The sequence below is a fragment of the Mesorhizobium sp. M4A.F.Ca.ET.020.02.1.1 genome (assembly GCF_004022645.1).
Taxonomy (GTDB): Bacteria; Pseudomonadota; Alphaproteobacteria; order Rhizobiales; family Rhizobiaceae; genus Mesorhizobium.
Map to the genome: position 1 here is coordinate 1 of NZ_RZOI01000610.1, position 3,740 is coordinate 3,740.

The following is a 3,740-nucleotide window of genomic DNA, read 5'->3' on the forward strand; positions in this document are numbered from 1 at the left end:
TTCCGGGTCCGGTCTTCCTCTGCGTCGGCCGCGTCGCGGTCGAGAAGAACCTGGGCGCCTTCCTCGACCTCGATTTGCCCGGCAGCAAGGTCGTCGTTGGCGAGGGACCGGAACTCGCAAAGCTCAAGGCGCGCTATCCCAACGCCCATTTCCTCGGCCACCGACCGAATGACGAGCTGGCCGAGATCTACGCCTCGGCCGACGTCTTTGTCTTTCCGAGCCGTACCGACACCTTCGGCAACGTCATCATAGAGGCGCTGGCCAGCGGCACGCCGGTCGCCGCCTATCCGGTGACGGGTCCGATCGACATCGTCGGCGACGGTGTCGGCGGGGCGGTGTCGGGGGACCTGCGCGAGGCAGCCCTTGCCGCGCTTCACGTCGACCGCGCAGAGGCGCGCCAGCGCGCCATGCGCTACAGCTGGACGGCCTGCGCGGAGATGTTCCTCGACACGGTCGAAGAAGCGCTGGGAACGACGCGCAAGCTGGCCGCCTGATGGTGCCAGCGCCCAGGATGTATTGAGATTCAGGTCAGGCCGAACTGAGAATGCTGGGCTCGGGAACCGGAGCGGAGCCGTTCCTAAAGTACGCCAGCACCACAAGCGCAGGAGCCTGCCGTTCGCATTGCGGCCTCACCTGAATACCATGCATCCTAGAACAGACGCCCGCCGTCCGGCACCCTGTGCTCTATGGCGCCGAGCACGACCGCGCCCTCCTCGTCCGGAAAGCCGAGCGTTAGCACTTCCGACATGAACTTTCCGATCTGGCGCGGCGGAAAGTTGACCACGGCGAACACCTGCCGGCCGACAAGCGTCTCCGGCGCGTAGTATTTCGTGATCTGCGCCGAGGACTTCTTCACCCCGATCGCCGGACCGAAATCGATCTTCAGCTTGAATGCCGGCTTGCGCGCCTCGGGGAATGGCTCGGCCTCGATGATGGTGCCGGCGCGAATGTCGACCCGGTCGAAATCGGCGAAACTGATCTCGGGCTTGCGCGCGCCACTCGCACTCATCTTGGGTCCTGATCCGGCTCAGGCGGTGCCGTAGGTCTCGAACAGGACGCCGGCAAGCGCGTCCTTGGCCGAGGTTCCCGACCAGACCACGAACTGGAACGCCTGGAAATAGCATTCGCAGGCTTCGAGCGCCGACGACAGCAGCACCTCGACCTGCTGGCTCGACGGCTCGACCCCACCGGCAAGCAGCAGCGACTGGCGGAACATGATCGCGCCTTCCTGCTCCCACAGGTCGAAATGGCCGAACAGCATCTGTTCGTTGATCAGCGACAGGAGCCGCATCACTTCCAGCGCGCGCGCTTCCGGCACCTTGATGTCGAAGGCGCAGGCCAGGTGCAGCGCCTCGAAATCCTCCATCCAGGAGAAGGAGACGTGATAGTCGGTCCAGCTTCCCGCCACCGAAATCGAAATCTCGTCGTCGCCGGCACGCTCGAACGACCAGTCATTGTTGTGCGCCACCTGCTCGATGACGTCCACCGGGTGGATTTCGCGGGAGAATTCGAGTTCGAGAAGTTCCATGGATGCTTCCTGTGTTCAGGGGAGCGCCGCACGCTCCGCGGGGCACACACGACGAACAATCTTGTCTAGAACTCGGACGGCCAGGACTTTCTCAAACGCAAAGACCCAGACCGAACCCCACCGCCCGGCGCATGATCCCTGCTTCGAATCATGCAACAAATTCAGTCTATTGATCGGGAGTCGCGTGACCAGCCCAATTTTTCGCACTGCGTCATTCGCATGTGGAAAGGCGCTGTCGCGATGATTCATGCAATGCCGGTAAGCGATTCACGGCAAAGCGCTTTTTCGGATTGTGCTTTGTGGAAAAGTTTAACGATTATTTTTTTGTTTTGGGCTTCGCCGCCGCCGCTGGTGCGGCCTGGCCGGTGAGTTCGGCAAGCCTGGCCTCGAGCGCCTCAATACGGGCGGCGAGCAGGACGTTGTCCTCCCTCGCCTTCACCGCCATCTCGCGCGCGGCCTCGAATTCCTCGCGCTGCACTACATCCATGGTATTCAGGATTCGCTCGGCCTGGCCCTTGAAGGCCGTCTCCACCTCGCGCCGCACGCCTTGCGCGGCGCCGGCGGCATCCGTCATCAGCTTGGCGAATTCATCGAGAATGCGGTTCGGTCCGGTCGACATGGCAAATCCTCGCTTGCTCGATTTGACGTAGTGGCGCGCGGCGCGGAATGCAAGCGCAGCCTTGCCTTGACCCTGCCAAAACCCTGCCGCATGGTCCGCGCCCGAAACCAGACCGCGCCCGGGAGACCCTGTTGAGCGAATATTTTCTGTTGCCGCTGACCTCCCTGCCCTTCCCCAACATCGATCCGGTCATCGTCCAGATCGGCCCGCTGGCGGTGCACTGGTACGGCGTCGGCTACATCGTCGGCATCCTCTTTGCCTGGTGGTACGCCAAGCGCCTGGTCACCAATGCAAGACTGTGGCCCGACGGCGCCTTGCCGATGAAGCCGGAAGATCTGGACGACTTCATCGTCTGGGCAGCGATCGGCGTCGTGGTCGGCGGGCGAACCGGCTATGTGCTGTTCTACGACCTGCCGCGCTACATCGCGCATCCGCTGGATATCGTCGCCGTCTGGCAGGGCGGCATGTCGTTTCACGGCGGCCTGCTCGGCGTCATCCTGGCGATGACCCTGTTTTCGCTCAAGCGCGGTATCCGCACGTGGACGTTGTTCGACGTCGTGTCGGCCGGCGTGCCGGTCGGGCTTGGCCTCGTGCGCGTCGCCAACTTCATCAACTCCGAGCTCTGGGGCCGGCCAACCGACGTGCCATGGGCGGTGGAGTTTCCCAATGGCGGACCGTTTTCGCGCCATCCGAGTCAGATCTATGAAGCCCTGCTCGAGGGCCTGGTGCTGTTCCTCGTGCTGCGCTTCCTCACCCATTCCAGGCTGAAGCTGAAGACGCCGCGCTTCGTCGGCGGCGCCTTCATCTGTGGCTATGGCCTGTCGCGCATCTTCGTCGAGTTCTTCCGCGAGCCCGACCAGCAGCTCGGCTATCTGCTTGGCACCAACTGGCTGACCATGGGCATGATCCTGTCGACGCCCATGGTGCTGGCCGGCATCTGGGCGATGGCCACCGCCAGGCCGGTGACGCAGACGCAACCGGCATGACGCGGCTGAAGACCCGCATCATCGATCTCATCGGCACGGTGGGGCCGATCCCCGTCAGCGAATACATGGCGCTGTGCCTTTTCGACCCCGAGGACGGTTACTACACCACGCGCGAGCCTTTCGGCGCCGCGGGCGACTTCGTCACCGCGCCGGAGATCAGCCAGATGTTCGGCGAGCTGGTCGCCGTCTGGCTCTACCAGGCCTGGCAGGCCGCTGGCCGGCCTCTGCCCGCCACCGTCGCCGAGATCGGCCCCGGCCGCGGCACGCTGATGCAGGACTTGCTGCGCACCTTCCTGCGCCTCGATCCCGCTTTCGCAGGCGGCGCCACCTTCGCCATGATCGAGGCAAGCCCGCGCCTGACCGAAATCCAGCAGCGGACGCTCACCCGCCAGCCGGTGAGACTCGACTGGCACGAATCCGTCGAAACGTTGCCGAAGGCGCCACTCTTCATCGTCGGCAACGAACTGTTCGACGCCGTGCCCATCCGCCAGTTCGTCCGCAGCGGTGCCGGCTGGCGCGAACGGATGATCGGCCTCGACGATGACGATGGCCTGCGCTTCTTCGCCGGCGCAGGCCATCGTCATCGTCGAGGCCGATCATCCGTTCG

Annotated in this window: 6 protein-coding genes; 3 read left to right on the top strand and 3 right to left on the bottom strand. The window is 64.1% G+C overall.

All coding sequences use genetic code 11. From position 1 onward, the window contains the following. The coding region (locus tag EN742_RS27720; RefSeq protein ID WP_128333508.1) for a glycosyltransferase at positions 1–494 on the top strand (494 nt) is incomplete at its 5' end. Positions 495–649: 155 nt separating this feature from the next. Here EN742_RS27720 and EN742_RS27725 read toward each other — a convergent pair. The 3 genes from EN742_RS27725 to EN742_RS27735 form a co-directional block, all read right to left on the bottom strand. Further along, positions 650–1,009: a tRNA-binding protein gene (locus EN742_RS27725; protein ID WP_126058694.1), complete on the bottom strand. Its 360-nt coding sequence runs from the start codon at positions 1,007–1,009 to the stop codon at positions 650–652. Positions 1,010–1,027: 18 nt separating this feature from the next. Beyond that, complete coding sequence (locus tag EN742_RS27730; RefSeq protein ID WP_126058693.1) at positions 1,028–1,528, bottom strand: YbjN domain-containing protein; 501 nt, start codon at positions 1,526–1,528, stop codon at positions 1,028–1,030. A gap of 316 nt (positions 1,529–1,844) precedes the next feature. Further along, on the bottom strand, positions 1,845–2,147 hold the full coding sequence (locus tag EN742_RS27735) for an accessory factor UbiK family protein (protein ID WP_126058692.1): 303 nt from the start codon (positions 2,145–2,147) through the stop codon (positions 1,845–1,847). Between the two features lie 131 nt (positions 2,148–2,278). On the opposite strand from EN742_RS27735, the gene lgt reads away from it, so the two are divergent. Together lgt and EN742_RS27745 are read left to right on the top strand one after the other, a co-directional pair. Beyond that, positions 2,279–3,133 (top strand): prolipoprotein diacylglyceryl transferase, encoded by an 855-nt coding sequence (gene lgt / locus EN742_RS27740; RefSeq protein ID WP_126058691.1) that lies wholly within the window; start codon positions 2,279–2,281, stop codon positions 3,131–3,133. Next, a partial coding sequence (locus tag EN742_RS27745) for an SAM-dependent methyltransferase (protein WP_189375642.1) occupies positions 3,130–3,740 on the top strand: 611 nt, incomplete at its 3' end. The genes lgt and EN742_RS27745, both read left to right, overlap by 4 nt.